Origin of the sequence: Sorangium sp. So ce131, assembly GCF_051519095.1 — a bacterium.
In the GTDB taxonomy this organism is placed as follows: Bacteria; Myxococcota_A; Polyangia; order Polyangiales; family Polyangiaceae; genus Sorangium.
In genome coordinates, this window is sequence record NZ_CP150455.1 from 11,254,029 (window position 1) to 11,269,314 (window position 15,286).

The window sequence follows — 15,286 nt, forward strand, 5'->3', positions numbered from 1 at the left end:
AGCTCTCCTTTGCGAGGACAACTCCGTACACGCCCCGTCGAACCGGACTTCACCGGCAGCGGCCGCGCTGCACCGATCGGAGCGCTCAGGGGGAGGCGCCCGTCGCAGAGACATTGTACAGCCGGGGAGCCGCCATGCCTCGATTCCCTCGCGCTGTCTCCGTGGTCGCGCTCGCGCTCCTGTCGACCCTCGCCCGCCCGGGCGGCTCGCAGCCGATCGAGAGCGGCAGCGGCCCCGCGGAGCGCTCGACCGGCGCCGCGAGCTCGACGCAGGGAGCGGGGGGAGCGGCGCCCCCCTCCGGGCCGCCCCTCGCTGCGCCTGGCCCCCGAGGCTTCGACCCGACGCGCGCGCGGGAGCAGCTCGAGAAGCTCACCGCCGACGTGCGCCGCTGGGGAGGGCGCGTCGGCGTGCTCGCGCTCGACGTGGCCACCGGCGCGACGCTCGCCGCGTTCGACGAGCGCGGTCTGTACAATCCCGCGTCGAACGCGAAGCTGTTCACGGCCGCGGCGGCGCTGCGCTTGCTCGGCCCGAGCTACCGCTACCTGACCGGCCTCTACGGCGAGGCGTCGAACGGAGCCGTCCCGGAGCTGGTGTTCCGGGGCTCGGGCGACCCGTCGCTCAGGACGCGGGATCTCTGGGAGATGGCGCGCGATCTGCGCGCGGCCGGCGTCCGGAAGGTCGCTGCGATCGCCGTCGATCAGGGCTACTTCGACGGGCGTTACGTCCCTCCCGCCTTCGAGCAGCAGCCGGAGGAATGGGCGGCCTTCCGCGCCCCGGTCGCCGCAGCCTCGCTGAACGCGAACACCGTGCTCTTCACGATGCGCCCAGCGAAGGCGGGCCAGGCTGCCTCCGTCGCGATCGATCCCCCAGGCTTCGCGGTGCTCCGCGGCAGCGTGACCACCGCGAAGCGCGGCACACCGGAGAAGATCGGGATCCGCCTCGAGCCGAGCGGGCAACGGATCCTCGTGCACCTCAGCGGGCAGATCCCCGAGGGCGGCCGCGCGGTGAGCCTGGCGAGGCGGGTCGACGACCCTCGCTTGGTCGTGGCCTACGCGCTCAAGGAGGTGCTGCAGGAGGTCGGCGTCGAGGTCGGCGGCGAGGTGCGGCTGGGCGGCGAGCACCAGAAGCAGCTCCTCGTGGCCCACCGCTCGGCGCCGCTCGGCGAGCTGCTCTCTGCGCTCGGGAAGGACAGCGACAACTTCTACGCCGAGACGATCTTCAAGACGCTCGCCGCCGAGAGGCGCGGGCGCCCCGGCACGGCCGAGGCCGCGGCGGAGCTGGTCGGCGAGGCGCTCCGTGAGCTCGACGTCTTCGAGGAGGGCACCTTTCTCAGGAACGGCTCCGGCCTGTTCGACGCCGCGCGCGCGTCTCCACGGTCGGTGGTCCGGCTGTTGCGCGCCGCCCTCCTCGACCCGGCGCTCGGCGCTGACTTCACCGCGCAGCTCGCGATCGGCGGCGTGGACGGCACCTTGCGCGGCCGCTTCCGCGCCTGGTCCAAGGAGCGCGCCATCCGCGCGAAGACGGGGACGCTCGCGTCGGTCACCGCCCTCTCCGGCTACATCCTGCCGCCGAGAGGCCGATCCCCGATCGCCTTCTCCGTGCTGGCCTCCGACCTCCCCGGGAAGATCGAGCCGGCGCGGAGGGCCATCGACGGTTTCGTCGGAGCGCTCGCCGAGGAGCTCTGGAAAGGGGCGCGCGCGCCGTGAGGGCGCGCGCTGGAAGATCGAGCGCTCGAGCGACACGGCCGCGCAGCGTGGGCGCTGCGCGGCCGCATCACGGTGGTCGCCGGATCGTCGCTCAGTAGTCGCGCATCTGCTTGCGGATCTTGCCGAGCGCCTGCTCCTGGAGCTGACGGATGCGCTCGCGCGACAGGTTGTACTTGTCGCCGATCTCCTTCAGCGTGAGCTCGTCCTCATCGTCGAGACCGAAGCGCCAGCGGATGATCCGCGACTCGATCGGCGTGAGGGTGGTGAGGAGCCGCCGGACCTCGTCGCTCCACTTCCTGTTCGCCAGGTGATCGAACGGCGACAGCGCGTTCTCCTCCTGGAGGAAGTCGATGAACTTGCGCCCGTCCTCATCGCCCACCGGCCGATCGAGGGAGAACGGCGTCTCCGCGTAGAAGTCCTTCACCTTGTCGAGCTTCTCGCGCGGGACCCCCGTCTCCTTCTCGAGCTCCTCGATGGTCGGCTCATGCCCCGTGCGCGCGATGATGGCCTGCGTCGCGCGCGCCACGCGGTTGTACGTGTCGAGCATGTGCACCGGGATGCGGACGGCGCGCCCCTTGTCGGCGAGGGCGCGGCTGATCGCGTGCCGGATCCACCAGGAGGCGTACGTCGAGAAGCGGTACCCACGGCTGTGATCGAAGCGCTCGACCGCCTTCATCAGGCCGATGTTGCCCTCCTGGATCAGGTCGATGAGCGGCAGGCGCCCGCGGTTGTAGCGGCGCGCGATCGACACGACGAGCCGCAGGTTGGCCTTCACGAAGCGGTTCTTCGCGTCGTGCTGCGCCTGAAAGGTCCGCTCGACCCGATCGAGGTAGCGGCGGTACGAGCTGGACATCGGGAGCCTCGGCCGGGTCGGGCGCGTCTCCTCGGGATCGCTCACGTCGTCCTCGAAGTCGGGCTCGCGCACGAGGTCGCGCGCGATGGTGAAGGCGCGCGCCATCCAGAGGCGGTCCGAGTCCGGCAGGCGGACAGCTGCGGCGAGCTCCTCGGAGAGCTGGTTCCACGGCTTCTCCTGCTCGGGCAGGAGCTTCCCCTTCTGCTTCTTCGCGAGGCGGACGAGCTTCTGCATCTCCGCGATCTGCGGCGCCTTCACCTCGTCCTCGCCGGCCTTCGCGACGTCCTCCTCGAGCGCCGTGAGGATGTACTCGGCCGCCGGCAGGTACGAGAGCAGGGCCACCCAGTGCTCCACCTCGGTGCGCTCGACCGCCCGCGCCGTGTCGAGCTCCTCGTCCGGCCCCATGACGGGGTGCAGCGCCATGTCGCGGAAGTAGCGCGCGAGCATGGAGTCGCCGCCGCCATCCTCGACGTCCTTCAGCTCCCGATCCTGGTTCCTCGCGCGCTCGGGCTGGGGCAGCCGGTCGAGGGGTCCGAGGTCCAGATCGATGAAGTCGGCTGCCCGGTCCTCGTCGAGGATCTCCGTCGGGCGGGGTCGCACGACGGTCTCCTCGCTCTGGTCGTCCTCCATAAGGCTGAGGGCGGCGATTTCCGGCGTCGCCGTCCCACCCTGAGCGAGCGGGTCGCCCTTCACGACAGTGGCGTTGCTCTTGGTCGACCTCATGGCGGCTCCCTCCACGGTGGTGGCTCCTTGCAAGTGCGAGCGCGGCGTCAGGCTGTCCTCGTGCTCTTCGAGCTCGGGGACCCCTGAATCGATGGTCTGCGATGCCGCCCGCCGGGGACCCGGTGCTGTCCCGACCCCCTGCGAGCTCTTGGATGCCGCGGGCCGCGCAGAGGTACCTACACCGGAAGACTTGGTGTTCCTCCGGGTGGTTTCTGGACGGCGGGCGGTCGACGTGCTCATCTTCGTCTTTGTTTCAGCGTTCACTTCTAAACGGCGGTCGTTGCGAAATTGAAAGGCATCGCCACCATTTGACGGCGGGCGAGACGCTTTTGTGCCAAACAAGGAACTGGAGCTGACCGAAGAAGCTCCTGTTGGAGCTGGCAACCGGCGACGCTCTCGTTTGATTCCGGGCGAAATCTTCCCACCAGGGGCGGACTTGCTCTTGCAGAGCGCCCCTCTTGAGTCTGCTCCCTGTGGCAGCCCAACTCGGGAAGCAAAAACAGTGCCTTTTTTGGTGCCCGTTTCGTGTTCTCCCGTTTGAGAGCCCGCGCTGGGTGCGGTATGTAGAGGCAGAGGCGCGGTCCGTGTCGCATCGAGCGAGATGGTTGGCCGTGATCGAGCCGAACGGCTTGGCTGGGTACGCTTTCGGGGACGCAACAGCATCGGCAACCTGTCCTTCTTAGGGAGACACCTCGAGCTCGCCAGCCTCGGGGAATTGGTGGGGCCGTTCCTGCCGTACGGGCAGGGGGGATCCGCTGCCTTTCCGGCAGGTGGAGGCTGGACCGCGCCGCAGAGGCCGTCCTCTCAGTGAGCTTCGATGTTTCCTGAACCTGGGCCTCCCGATGGCGATGTCGAGCCCTCGCCCGACGTCGAAAGGCGGAGAACATTATTTTTCGCGAGAGATCGCCTGGAAATTCAGAAGTTCCAGAAATCGATCGGTAGGGCGGCGGCGGAGAGGACGAAGGGGAACCCCGAGCTGGGAACCGGGAATTCCCGCAGATCCGTAGGTCTGAGGGTGTGCGAGGTGGATCCCAGCGTGACACATTCAGCGCGCTGGCTGTGGCAGGCGGCCTCAGCTTGAGCCAGGGCTTGCCCTGATCGCTCGATCATAGCGTGCCGCCAAAGATGCACAGCTCTCCGTGCAGCATGTGCACACTGCGCGTCTGAGTGGTTCAAAATTGCCCCACCCGCGGTCCGAAGCCCCTCGAGCACCGCTCGGAGCTGAGCGGTTCCCCGGTGATCTCGACGGCTGCTCGGGCGTTCAAGATCCGAGGACGACCTCTGAAGCGCGCTCAACGCGGACGAGTGGGCTTCATGACCTGATGAAAAGTTTGCGGCCCCTCCCCGGAGGGAGCGGCAAGGCGGCTCTGGCCAAACTTGACCGAGCCGCCCTGGGACGTCGCGCGGGGCGAGAAATTCCGCCCCCGGGCGCTCACGTGCGGGCGGGAGACGCAGCGAGCTTGGCTACAGCACCGAAAGAAGCCGGATCGTGGATCGCGATCTCGGACAGGACCTTCCGGTCCAGCGCGATGCCGGCCTTCTTGAGCCCGCTGACGAGCCGGGAGTAGGTCGTGCCGTTGATGCGTGCGGCGGCGTTGATCCTGGTGATCCAGAGGCGGCGGAAATCCCGCTTCTTCAGCTTCCGGCTGATGTAGCCGTACTCCCAGGCGTGGCGGAGGACCTCGACGGCCTGGCGGAAGCGGTTCTTTCGGCCGAGGAAGTAGCCCTCGGTCTGGTTGAGGACGCGGTTACGACGGCGACGGGCTTTGAACCCTCTTTTGACGCGCGGCATCGGAGCTCTACCTCACTGGTTCCAGGGTCAGCCGTAGGGCAGAAGCAGCTTCACGCGCTTCTCCATCGCCGAGTCGACCATGTCGTTCTTGCGGAGGCGACGCAGGCGCTTCTTGCTCTTCTCCTGCATGCAGTGGTTGAGCCCGCCTTTGCTGCGGCGAATCCGGCCGGAGCCGGTCACCTTGAACCGCTTGGCCGCAGCGCGGTTCGTCTTCATCTTCGGCATGACGCCCTCGATCCGAGTGCCTACCGCTCCCGGCGGCCACCCCTCCGAACCACCGGAGAGGCTGTTCTGCGCCGCAGGGATGCGTAGAGGGGGCGCTTTATGGCGAGCCGGCGGGTGGTTGTCAAGCGCGGCGCAGGGCGCAGGCCCCGGCGCACGGCCGCGCCAGGGCGCCCGGCGGCCTCCGGTCACTTGCCGAGCACGACCCGCTGGCCGAAGGCGCGGTCCGCCGTCTCGCAGAACGTCCTGAAGGCCATGTACTCGGACGGCTTGATCCGGGACTTCTTGAGGGCGATGCGGCTGCGGACCACGACCTTGCCGGCGGACTGCTCGACCGAGATGGAGAAGCTGCCGAAGGGGGTGTCCTCATCCTGGGGGAGCGGCGCCCGGGTGACGCGCCATCCCGCGGGGATGTGGAGGGTCCACTCGTCCTCGCTCGTGGTGAGCGCAGGGACGACGACGGCGCGCGTGCGCGTCGAGAGGGAGGCGAACTCGGTCGCGAGGCGCTGCGTGCCCACGGCCGGGACCGACAGGTTGTCGCCCTCCCTGCGCGCGAGGGCGGCGGCCTTCCCGCGGGCCCGGAGCTTCACGGGCTGCTCGATGTCCTCGAGATCGTTCACCTCGACCCCCGCCTTGCCGGGCGCGAGCTCGACAGCGCCGAAGTCCGTGGCGAGATCGCGGCTCGCCCGATCGCGGCGCGTCCCCTCGGCCATGTAGCGGGTGCGCCACTCCGGGGCCAGCGCGCCGGCCACCTGGATCTCGGCGCCGAGCTGAGCGGAGCCATCGGCGCCGAGCGCGATGTCGAAGGTCCGGCGCACGACGGACGCCTCCGGCCCCGGCTCCGGGAGGTGGACGAGCTTCGGCTTGCCCTCGTTGATCTGAAGCGCCATCGCGCCGCGATCCATGATGGGCAGCTCGGTCGAGCCGGAGTGCTCCGCCGTCCCGTCGAGGTAGAGGTCGAGCGACGGCACGTAGGCGATCGCGTGATCGAACGGCGCGAGGCTCGCGGGCTCCGGCTCGATGCCGCCGCGCATGCGCGAGCGCACGAGCACGATCGTCGCCGGGATGCGGAGCTCGCGGAGCATCGTGACGATCAGCGTCGCCTTGTCCTTGCAGTCGCCCCAGCCGCGCGCGAGCGTCTGGGCGCACCTCCTCGGCCGGATGCCCTCGATGCCGAACTCGAGCGCCACGTAGCGCGTCTCGGTCGCGTACTTGTAAATCGCGCGGACCTTGCTCAGGTCGTCGGTGAGGTTCTTCGTGATCTCGCGCACCCGCTTGCGCACCTCGTCGTCCACGTCGAACTGCTCTCGCGCGAGGCCCCAGTACCAGGATCCCACCTCGTCCCAGCTCTTGAAGGTCGAGACGTGGACGTGCGCGAGCATCTCGGCCCACGGCGGCATCGCCGGCTCGGGCGCCACGGGCGGGACGGCGGTCGCGGCGAAGCGGTAGATGCGCCGCTCGGCGTCCTCCTTCGTCTCCCGCACGAGGCCGGGGAGGCTCGACGCGAAGACGTGGAACTGCTTCGTCTTGGGGGTGATCAGCACGTACTCGCTGCTGGCGATCGGCTCGTCGCCCTGGAGGTACTCGATCTCGCCGAAGTGATCGGCGATCTCGTTGCGGGGGCTGACGTCGTCGATCCGGTAGCGCAGCTCCACCACGTCGCCGGCGTTGAGCCGCGGGAAGCTGACGTAGAACGTGCGGGCTGACGTGTACATCGCGAGCGCCGGGTTGTTCGCGCCCGCCTCCCCGCTCTCGATCGCCCCGTCGACCTTGCCGTCGGCGCGGTAGACCTTCGCGGCCCGGAGGCTCACCGTCTGGCGATCGGCCTGGTACTCGAACGCGTACTGCCGGGCGCTCGCCGCGGCCTCGTCCGTGAGCGGCTGGAAGACGATCTGCCGGAACCGGCTGGCGAGGCCGTTCGGGAAGACGGTGGTGACCGTCAGGCTGCGGAGCGTGCGCCGCGGGTACTGCCGGTCCGCGCCGCGCCGCATCGGCAGGAAGCGCTCGGGCGCCCACGCGTACGCCTCGTCCGCGCGCGGCTTCGGCGGCTCGATGTGCTCGATGTACTCGCGCACGTCCTTCACCTGGGGGCTGATGGCCAGGATCTGCTGCAGCATCTCGAGCTGCGCCTCCCGGTTGCCCTCCTCGCCGTACAGATCCGAGAGCGCGCGCAGCGTGCCGATGTCCTCGGGCGCCATGGCGAGGGCGCGCTGGTGAGCGGCGAAGGCGCGGTCGCTCTCGCCGAGCGCGCGGTACGTGCGCGCCGCGACGGAGCGGGCCCACACGGAGTCCGGCTCGCTGCGGAGGAAGCGCTCGAGCCATCGCTCCGCGCCGGCGCGATCGCGGCGCGCGACCGCGAGGTCGAGCTGCTGGTGCAGGAAGCTCGAGTCGTCGAAGCGCAGCGCCGCGTAGCGCGCCTCCATCTCGGCGGCCTCCGTGTCGCGGCCGAGGGCGCGCAGCTGCGCCGCGGTGGCCCGGAGCAGCGAGACGCTGCTCGGCTGGCGCGAGAGCGCGCGCTCCAGCGTGGAGAGCGCGGTCCGCTTCAGCCCGGCCTCCAGGTAGAGATCGACGAGGCCGAGGGTGGCCGCGACGTGATCGGGATCGGAGGCCAGGATGCGCTCGTAGATCGGCGCGGCCTCCCGCCAGCTCGGGCTCGTCTGCGCGAGCCGCGCCTCGGCGAGCAGGACGTCGATGTCGTCGCGGCGAGGCCCCGCGAGCGCGGCGGCGCGCTCGATCCACGCGCGCTGCTGGTTCCGATCCTCGGAGAGCTGGCCGGCGAGCAGGTGACGACGCACGGTCGGCTCGGCCTCGGCGGAGCGGCGCGCAAGATCGCGCGCCCTGTGCTCGCCTTCGGCGTCGCCGCCGGTGAGCGTCAGGTACCGCGCGAACGCCTCCAGGACGGCGGGCAACGGCCTCGCGGCGCCCGCGGCGCGCTCGAACGCCTGCATCGGCCCCTCGACGGACGGCGCCCGCGCGGCGGGCTTCGCCGCGGAGGCGGGCCGCTCGGCCGCCGCCCCTGCGTCGCCCGCGCGCCGCGCGCCGCCCTGCGACGCCGTCACCTGCGTCCCGATGTCGGAGGTCACGTCCAGGTCGAGATCCGGCGCCCCCTTCGCGTCGCCGATGCGCAGCGCGAACTTGGGGGCCGACGCGCCGCCGCAGACCTTGATCGTCAGGCGGTTGTAACCGGAGCTCAACGACACCGACGCGGCGAAGCGATCGATGTCGAGCTCGCGGTACCCCGGGTCGGCGAGGACCTTCTCGCCGTTCCAGAACAGCTTGAACGCGCCGTCCGCCCCGACCCAGATCGAGATCGGCCGGGGCGCGCGTGTGCCTTCCTTCGCGCGGACGAACGTGGTCGCGTAGCCGCAGACCCCCTCCACCGGGCGGATGAAGTCGCCGAAGTCGAACCACCCGTACTGCGGCGCTTCGGGCGGCACGCGCCAGCGGACCGCCCGCGCCTTGCCGTCGTACGTCCTCCCGGCAGCGATCGGCTGATCGAGCTCTTCCTCGGGTCCGAACGCGCGGTCGAAGCCGCCCTTGTTCTCGTTGTCGAACGGACCGATCGTCGCCCAGCGGCCGATGAACCCGAGCTTCTGGACCTTCGCGACCGCTCCGTCGAGATCGCCGCGCCGCCTGCGCGCGTACGCGGAGAGCAGCTCCGCGTAAACACGGGCGGGCGCGCTGGTCGTGCGCGCCTCCGCGATCGACGAGATCGCCTCCTCGACCTGCGTCGGATCCGCGCGGTCCCACGTGCGCCAGAGCTCGCGCAGCGCGCCGTAGACCTCCGGCCCCCTCGCCGCACGGACGGCCGCGTGCGCCGAGAGCACCTCGGGGTGAACCGCGCCGAGCTCGGCGCGCGCATCCGGGCCGATCGACGTCGTGCACACGAGCGCCGTCGCCCACGCGACGATCACGCAAGGGAAGCGCTTCCTCAGCGTCCCCGGGTTGAGCTCGATCCCACGGGGCCCGGTCCGGCTGAGCACGTCGCGCATCCAGGGCGCTATCCCGTGACCGAAGCCGTCGGTCAAGCGCAAGGCACGCGCGATCGCCGCGGCGCAGCTGACCCGGAAGATGGCCTCGGGGCCGGCGCATCGAGCCACGCCTTCATGAGCTCGGCGCCCTGGTCGACGGTGTCCCTCGCCGCTCGTTCTTTTCTGCCCGGCACACAGGCAGCGACATGCGGATGGCTCCGCCCGCGGTCCACGCCGGAGGGGACATCCCGGCGGATGCCTTCTCCAAAAAAGCAAGTTCTTTCCTGCTATTACATCATCCACCGCGCCCGCGCGCCGGTCGCGGACAGCCGGCGGTGGGCCAGCCGTGCCGCCAGCTCGGGCGGGCAGAAACAGGGGGAACCGCGGCCTGGGAGCCTGAACGGGCGCGCGGGCGAGCCGGCCCGAAGGCCAGCGCAGACGCCGGCCCGGAATGCCGGTGCCGGGGGTGGGAGCCGCGCGCCGTCGAGCTCAGGCAGGGTGCGGAGGGGCCCCGGCGCGCGATCCTCCATCTTCCCGAAAGGGCCGCCCTTGCTCCGCCGTACCAGCTTCGGATAGAAACGTCCCAAGATGTACGGGCGCACGGTCGAGGAGCAGTCGCACTGCGCGCCCCGGACCGGTCATGCAAGTCTCCAGGCAGCGAGCATGGCGCCGCGAACGTGGTACCGGTGGTGAAGGAAGGCCCGCACAGCGCGGAGCCGGACGATGACGATGGTCGGGGACCGCACGTGCGGCGCCCGGTGATGACAAGGGCCGCAGAGCCCGCAATGCCCAGGGCCCCATCGCGAGAGCGCTGGCGGAGGAACGATGGTCAACCCTCAGATGGTGATGTACGAGGAGGAATTCAACCAGATCCAGAGCGTGGTGGATCGCCTCGTCAAGGACGCCAATGCGAAGGTCGTCTTCATCGTTGACAAAAACGGGCAACTGATCGCCGCGAGCGGAGACGTCGACAACCTCGACACCACGTCGCTCGCCTCGCTGACGGCGGGGAACATCGCCGCCACCGGCGGAATGGCGAAGCTCCTCAAGGAAAACGAGTTCGCCACTCAGTTCCACGAGGGTGAGAAGGCGAACATCCACATCCAGCTGGTCGGCAACCGCGTCATCCTCGTGGTGATCTTCGACTCAAAGTCGAGCCTCGGGTTGGTGAGGCTCCGGGTGCGAAAAGCGAGCGAGGAGCTCAACCACATCTTCGAATTGCTGCTCAAGAAGGTGCAGGAGCCGGGCGCTGACTCGCCGTTCGCCGAGATCACCGACGAGGACATCGACAACCTCTTCAACGACTAGGAGCGCGGTCGATGAGCTTCATCAATTACATGGCGCGCGAGATCAACTGCAAGATCGTCTATTACGGCCCGGGTCTCTGCGGCAAGACGACGAACCTGCAGTACATCTACGAGCGCACCAATCCGGACGCGAAGGGGAAGATGATCTCCCTCGCCACGGAGACCGACCGGACACTCTTCTTCGACTTCCTCCCGCTCGCGCTGGGCGAGATCCGCGGCTTCAAGACGCGGTTCCACCTGTACACGGTGCCGGGGCAGGTCTTCTACGACGCGAGCCGCAAGCTCATCCTGAAGGGCGTCGACGGCGTGGTCTTCGTGGCCGACTCACAGCTCGGCCGCATCGAGGCGAACCAGGAGTCGGTGGAGAACCTCCGCACGAACCTGGCCGAGCAGGGCTACTCGCTCGACAAGATCCCGTACGTCATCCAGTACAACAAGCGGGATCTGCCGGAGATCGGCACGGTCGAGGAGCTCCGGGCGCTGCTCAACCCGACCAATGTTCCCGATTTCGAAGGGGTCGCGCGGACAGGCGTCGGGGTGTTCGACACACTCAAGGCCGTCGCGAAGCTCGTGCTGACCGAGCTGAAGAAGGGCGGACCCTAGGTCCAAGGGCGACGCAGCGAGCGGGCTAGAGCACCGCTCGCGCTCGCTGCATCCATCAGGCGCGCTGGTAGATACGGTTCCGCCGGTTGCGGTTCTTCGCCTTCAGCTTGGACCGATAGCGCTTCGACTTGGAGCGCGTGGTCTTGCGCGGACCTTTCGACAGCATGAGGAACATGGACAGGCTCCGTTGAGGCGCCCGGCGCGGAGGCGTCGTGCCGCCGCTGCCGGTGCGAAGGGGCGGCAACCTACGGCATCGCGGGGAAAAGTTCAACCCGAGACCATCTCGCCCCGAGGATCGCCCGCTTTCTGCGGCGAATGGCCGGGCGAGACACCCGGGACGAGCTTTTCTGCTATCGGTGGTCGTACCTCGTGCGGTTCAGGATCCTCCTCTGCCTAGCCGCCGCTTCGGCGACCGCGACCGCGTGCGGCGCGAGCATCAACGCCGTCTACGAAGGGGACGTACGCTTCGAGCACTGCATGGCGCTCGATGCGCAGCACGACGTGAAGCCGACGCTGCGGCGCGCGTGCTGGGAGGAGTGGCTGCAGTTCTACACGTTCGGCCAGACGCGCGACCGCGTGGAGTACGCGACCCTCCGGCAGCGGCAGCTCAGCAGGGCGAGCGACTTCGACGAAGGCGACTGGAACCCGCCCAGCAGCCGCGCGGCTGCCGCCGTGCCCGATCCGACCAGCGCGCTCGCGCCGCCGCCGATGCTGCTGACCGCGGGCACCGCCGCGCCGGTGGCGGAGGCGGACGCTGGCGCCGCGGACGCAGGCGACGCCGGGCAGCCTGCGGAGGCCGCAGACGCAGCGCCGCCGGGCGCCGAGTGCAGCGCGGACTGCCAGAAGAGCTGGAGCGAGTGCAAGGTGGGCTGCACGTCCCCCGCCTGCGAGAAAGACTGCTCCGGCAAGTACAAGCGGTGCATGCGCCGCTGCTTCTGACCGGCGCGCGACGCGCGGCGAGCATGCCTCACCTTGTCGCACCAAGTTGGGCTGGAATCTTGACCCGCGATCGAGCGTAGGGCTATCCGCGTACACGATGTCCGCTTCGCACGCGCCCGCAGAGCTGAGCAGCACGACGCCCGATCGCAACGGCAACGCATCGGCCCTCGACGGGCTCGGCTCGATCGCCGGCCCGGTGCGGGTGCTGCGGCCACGGCGCGCGGCGCCAGCGGACGCGGTGCGCCCGACCCGCGCGGAGGTGAACCTCGCGAACCTGCGGCACAACCTGCGGGTGCTCGAGCGAGCGATGAGCGGCGCGAGCAAGCCGCAGATCTGGGGCGTGCTCAAGGCCGACGCGTACGGGCACGGGGCGCCGGCCGTCGCGCGGACGCTCGAGCGGACCGGCATCCCCGGCCTGTGCGTCGCGCTGCTCGAGGAGGCCGTCGAGCTGCGCGACGCAGGGATCCGGGTGCCGATCCTCGTCATGGGCGGCTACTACGGGCCGCGCCGCGAAGGCTTCGAGGAGATCCTCGCGCGCGATCTCGTGCCCGTCGTCTACGACGCGGGGCAGATCGAGCGGCTCGCGAACCTGCTGCGGCTCGAGCAGCGCGGCCGCGTCGGCGTCCACCTCAAGGTCGACACCGGCATGGGGCGGCTCGGCGCCGCGCCCTCGGAGCTCGACGCCGTGCTCGCGACGCTCGCGAAGCACCCCGAGGTGCGGCTCGACGGGCTCATGACCCACCTGGCCTGCGCCGACGCCGACGACCTCGGCGTGACGCTCGATCAGATGCGGCGCTTCGAGGAGATCGAGCAGCGGGCGCGGCGCTTCGGCCTCACGCCGCGGCTGCGGCACGCCTCGAACAGCGCCGCCATGCTCCGCCTGCCCGCCGCGCGGCTCGACGTCGTCCGACCCGGGGTCGCGCTCTTCGGCATCTCGCCGTGCCCGGGGCTCGCGCCCGACCTCAAGCCCGTCATCCGGGTGCGCAGCGAGGTCGTCGCGCTCCGTACGGTCGAGAAGGGAGAGAGGATCGGCTACGGCCACACGTGGGAGGCCGCGCGGCAGAGCGTCGTGGCCACCGTGCCGATGGGGTACGCCGACGGCCTGAGCCGCCAGCTCTCGAACCGCGGGGCCGCGCTCATGCGCGGCCAGCGCGCGCCGATCGCGGGCACCGTGTCGATGGACCTCACCATGCTCGACGTGACGGACATCCCGGGAGCGCGCGTGGGGGACGAGGTCGTGTTCCTCGGAACGCAGGACGGCCCGCTCGGGCGCGCCACGATCAGCGCAGAAGAGATCGCCGGCCTCACGGGGACGATCCCGTGGGAGGTCCTGACGAGCATCTCGCGCCGCGTGCCCAGGTTCTACCGCGAGCCCTGAGCGCGCCCGGCGCCGCCTGCGTGGACGAGGCGCCGGCGCCGCCGGCGCGAGCCGCCGTGGTACGCTGCTCCGGATGGTGACCGCCGCGAAGCAGGGGGCCAGGATCCGCGGCGCGCTCTGCTGCCTCGGGGCCACGCTCGCGATCAGCGCGGCGCCGGCGGCGTGCGAGGAGGACAGCGCGAAGCCGCCGCCGCGCAGCGGCAGCGGTCACAGCGCCGAGGAGCCGGACGACGACGAGCTGAACCCGGGGCCCGACGACCCGAGCGGACCTCCACCCGCCGACGCGGGGGGGCTCTGCGGCAACCGGATCCACGAGGTGGAGATCGCCGACGCGCCGAACCTCTACTTCGTCCTCGACGCCTCCGGCAGCATGCTGAGCCCGGTCTCGTCGCGCGCGACCCGCTACGATCGGGTGCGCGAGGCCGCGGTCGACCTGGTCCGCAACCTGGGTCCGCTGATCAACGTCGGCGCCGCCGTGTTCCCCCTGGACGCGACCGACGGCGCGCCGTGCCGGGCGGGCGGCGAGGTGTTTCCGGTGACGCCCGGGGACCCCTTCGCGGATCGCCAGGAAGGCAGCACGACGACCTCGAGGTTCCGCGCGGCGACGCACGTCACGCCGCTCGGCGGGACGCCGACCGCGGCGACGCTCACGGCGCTCACGCCGAAGCTCGTGGCGCTCGAGGGCAAGACGGTCGTCGTGCTCGCGACCGACGGCGGGCCGAACTGCAACAGCTCCGCGGGGTGCGACGCCGAGGGGTGCATCGCCAACATCGAGCAGCAGTGCCCCGAGGAGAACTGCTGCGCGCCCTCGGGCCCCTCGGGGCCAGAAGGCTGCCTCGACCGCGACGACACCGTCGCCGCGATCGAGCGGCTCGCGTCGAGCGGCGTCGTCGTCTACGTCATCGGCATCCCCGGGAGCGAGTTCTACGGCGACGTCCTCGACGAGATGGCGCTCGCCGGGGGCGCGGCGCAGTTCGTCAGCCCCTTCTATTTCAAGGTCGACGACCTCGACACGCTGGGGAACGTCCTCTCGAGGATCGCCAGCATCGTCGTGTCCTGCGAGCTCGACCTCGTCGACCCGCCCCCCGAGGAAGGGCAGACCAACGTCTACCTGGACGAGGAGCTGGTCCCGTACGACGCGGAGGACGGCTGGCGCTGGAAGTCACCCTCGGTCGTCGAGCTCGTCGGAGGAGCGTGCCAGAAGCTCAAGAGCGGGCGCGTGGGGCAGGTGCAGATCGTCTCCGGGTGCGCGACGGAGGTGGCGCGGTGACGCGTGAAGCGAAGGCGAGCTCGGCCTCGGTTCTCCAGCTGGCGGCCGACGCCGCCGACGGCGTCACGCTCGACGAGATCGACGCGATCGCGTCCGCGGCCTTCGGCCTCTCGCAGTTCTCGGCGCGCGAAGAGCTGCGCCGCCCCTGGACGCGCTGCTGGGTCGCGCGCGAGGGGCAGCGCGCGCTCGCCTTCCTCATCGCGTGGCACGTGGTCGACGAGCTGCACGTGCTCAACATCGCGACGTGCCCGACCGCGCTCCGCCGCGGGCTCGCGACGGCGCTGATGAGCCGGTCCCTCGAGTATGCGCGGCAGGAGCGCGTGCGGCTCGTCCTGCTCGAGGTGCGCCGCTCGAACCGCGCGGCCATCGGGCTCTACCGGAAGCTCGGCTTCACCGTGACGGGCGTACGCCCGCGCTACTACAGCGACAACGATGAGGACGCGGTCGAGATGGCGCTCGCGCTCGACCCGGAGACGGGCGCGGCGCAGCCGGGCCGCGACGAGGTCCACATCGAGCTCTGAG

11 protein-coding genes are annotated in these 15,286 nt (G+C 70.5%); 7 read left to right on the forward strand and 4 right to left on the reverse strand.

Annotated elements, in window-relative coordinates; all coding sequences use genetic code 11:
- The first annotated feature begins 134 nt into the window (after positions 1–134).
- Positions 135–1,706, forward strand: coding sequence for a D-alanyl-D-alanine carboxypeptidase/D-alanyl-D-alanine endopeptidase (gene dacB / locus WMF43_RS40795; protein WP_437673293.1), 1,572 nt, complete (start codon positions 135–137; stop codon positions 1,704–1,706).
- 91 nt (positions 1,707–1,797) lie between these two features.
- On the opposite strand, the gene WMF43_RS40800 is transcribed toward dacB, so the two are convergent.
- From WMF43_RS40800 to WMF43_RS40815, 4 genes are all read right to left on the reverse strand, one after another.
- Positions 1,798–3,282, reverse strand: coding sequence for a sigma-70 family RNA polymerase sigma factor (locus WMF43_RS40800; protein WP_437673294.1), 1,485 nt, complete (start codon positions 3,280–3,282; stop codon positions 1,798–1,800).
- 1,432 nt (positions 3,283–4,714) lie between these two features.
- Positions 4,715–5,074, reverse strand: coding sequence for a 50S ribosomal protein L20 (gene rplT / locus WMF43_RS40805; protein ID WP_437673295.1), 360 nt, complete (start codon positions 5,072–5,074; stop codon positions 4,715–4,717).
- 27 nt (positions 5,075–5,101) lie between these two features.
- Entirely contained in the window at positions 5,102–5,299 is a 198-nt protein-coding gene (gene rpmI, locus WMF43_RS40810) for a 50S ribosomal protein L35 (protein ID WP_012239854.1), read from the reverse strand.
- Positions 5,300–5,484: 185 nt separating this feature from the next.
- On the reverse strand, positions 5,485–9,396 hold the full coding sequence (locus WMF43_RS40815) for a DUF3857 domain-containing protein (protein ID WP_437673296.1): 3,912 nt from the start codon (positions 9,394–9,396) through the stop codon (positions 5,485–5,487).
- A gap of 696 nt (positions 9,397–10,092) precedes the next feature.
- Here WMF43_RS40815 and WMF43_RS40820 point away from each other — a divergent pair.
- The 6 genes from WMF43_RS40820 to rimI all read left to right on the forward strand — a co-directional run bounded on the left by WMF43_RS40820 (position 10,093) and on the right by rimI (position 15,285).
- Positions 10,093–10,575, forward strand: a complete 483-nt coding sequence (locus tag WMF43_RS40820; RefSeq protein ID WP_104985169.1) for a roadblock/LC7 domain-containing protein — start codon at positions 10,093–10,095, stop codon at positions 10,573–10,575.
- Between the two features lie 11 nt (positions 10,576–10,586).
- The gene (locus WMF43_RS40825) at positions 10,587–11,177 is read left to right on the forward strand and encodes a GTP-binding protein (RefSeq protein ID WP_020740311.1); all 591 of its coding nucleotides are present in this window, start codon (positions 10,587–10,589) and stop codon (positions 11,175–11,177) included.
- A gap of 315 nt (positions 11,178–11,492) precedes the next feature.
- Positions 11,493–12,116, forward strand: a complete 624-nt coding sequence (locus WMF43_RS40830) for a hypothetical protein (protein ID WP_437673297.1) — start codon at positions 11,493–11,495, stop codon at positions 12,114–12,116.
- Positions 12,117–12,213: 97 nt separating this feature from the next.
- On the forward strand, positions 12,214–13,494 hold the full coding sequence (alr, locus tag WMF43_RS40835) for an alanine racemase (RefSeq protein ID WP_437673298.1): 1,281 nt from the start codon (positions 12,214–12,216) through the stop codon (positions 13,492–13,494).
- Between the two features lie 73 nt (positions 13,495–13,567).
- Complete coding sequence (locus WMF43_RS40840) at positions 13,568–14,764, forward strand: vWA domain-containing protein (RefSeq protein ID WP_437673299.1); 1,197 nt, start codon at positions 13,568–13,570, stop codon at positions 14,762–14,764.
- Complete coding sequence (gene rimI, locus WMF43_RS40845) at positions 14,761–15,285, forward strand: ribosomal protein S18-alanine N-acetyltransferase (RefSeq protein ID WP_437673300.1); 525 nt, start codon at positions 14,761–14,763, stop codon at positions 15,283–15,285. Before WMF43_RS40840 ends, rimI begins: the two co-directional genes overlap by 4 nt.
- The last annotated feature ends 1 nt before the right edge of the window (position 15,286 follow it).

Coding starts and splice junctions, on each gene's coding strand:
- dacB (WP_437673293.1), top strand. CDS start 135: ATGCCTCGATTCCCTCGCGCTGTCTCCGTGGTCGCGCTCGCGCTCCTG.
- WMF43_RS40800 (WP_437673294.1), bottom strand. CDS start 3,282: ATGAGGTCGACCAAGAGCAACGCCACTGTCGTGAAGGGCGACCCGCTC.
- rplT (WP_437673295.1), bottom strand. CDS start 5,074: ATGCCGCGCGTCAAAAGAGGGTTCAAAGCCCGTCGCCGTCGTAACCGC.
- rpmI (WP_012239854.1), bottom strand. CDS start 5,299: ATGCCGAAGATGAAGACGAACCGCGCTGCGGCCAAGCGGTTCAAGGTG.
- WMF43_RS40820 (WP_104985169.1), top strand. CDS start 10,093: ATGGTCAACCCTCAGATGGTGATGTACGAGGAGGAATTCAACCAGATC.
- WMF43_RS40825 (WP_020740311.1), top strand. CDS start 10,587: ATGAGCTTCATCAATTACATGGCGCGCGAGATCAACTGCAAGATCGTC.
- WMF43_RS40830 (WP_437673297.1), top strand. CDS start 11,493: ATGGCCGGGCGAGACACCCGGGACGAGCTTTTCTGCTATCGGTGGTCG.
- alr (WP_437673298.1), top strand. CDS start 12,214: ATGTCCGCTTCGCACGCGCCCGCAGAGCTGAGCAGCACGACGCCCGAT.
- WMF43_RS40840 (WP_437673299.1), top strand. CDS start 13,568: ATGGTGACCGCCGCGAAGCAGGGGGCCAGGATCCGCGGCGCGCTCTGC.